This window comes from Meiothermus hypogaeus (assembly GCF_003574035.1).
Taxonomy (GTDB): Bacteria; Deinococcota; Deinococci; order Deinococcales; family Thermaceae; genus Meiothermus; species Meiothermus hypogaeus.
In genome coordinates this window covers 1-658 of sequence record NZ_QWKY01000182.1, presented here as the reverse complement: position 1 = coordinate 658, position 658 = coordinate 1, and the positions used below count along the sequence as shown (strand labels likewise).

The following is a 658-nucleotide window of genomic DNA, read 5'->3' as shown; positions in this document are numbered from 1 at the left end:
TAGGCACAGCGGGCTTCCACTTTGCTCCACAGTGCCTCTTCATCCTCCACCTGCCCATTGGCCACCACCCCATCAATCAGCCCCCAGGTTCGTTCCACGGGCTGCAGCTCAGGCGAGTAGGGGGGCAGAAAACAAAGGCCCACACCCTCCGGCACCCGGGTCTGCCTGGAGGTGTGCCAGCCCGCCCGATCCAACACCAGCAGAACCAGCTTGCCCTCCCCGGCTCGACTGAGCTGGGCGAAAGAGGATAGCACCAGGTTGAAAGCCTCTGTCGAGACCGAGGGCAGCAGCCAGTACTCGCTTTCCCCTGTTCCCGGTCTTACGAAGGCATACACATAGAGCCAGCGATAGCGGGGCCGCTCCTGGGCCAGCGGCGTCTTCCCGCGCAGGGCCCATACCCGTCGGCGGATGGGCTTGAGCCCCAGCCGGTGCTCATCAAAAGCCCATACCTCCAGTTGTAGCCAGGGGAAGAGCAGCTTCAACAAGAGAACCATCAGGAAGAGTTTTTTTTGAAAGCTGCCTGCGCCTCGGGGTCGGCCTGCCGATGGCGGGGTCTTGGGCGCAGGGGAGCAAAGCCCAGGCGGCGCATCCAGCTCCAGGCCCGCCGCGGGTCTACAGGACGTCCCAGCCTCTGGCTGAGCCACTCGGCGGCGTTCCG

2 protein-coding genes are annotated in these 658 nt (G+C 64.4%); both read right to left on the bottom strand.

Features of this window, described 5'->3' with window-relative positions:
* Positions 1-494 (bottom strand): IS630 family transposase (locus tag Mhypo_RS17845; protein ID WP_119342536.1); only part of this gene is annotated, 494 nt, incomplete at its 3' end.
* Positions 494-658: helix-turn-helix domain-containing protein (locus tag Mhypo_RS17840; RefSeq protein ID WP_147371386.1), on the bottom strand; the 165-nt coding region annotated here is incomplete at its 5' end. The genes Mhypo_RS17845 and Mhypo_RS17840, both read right to left, overlap by 1 nt.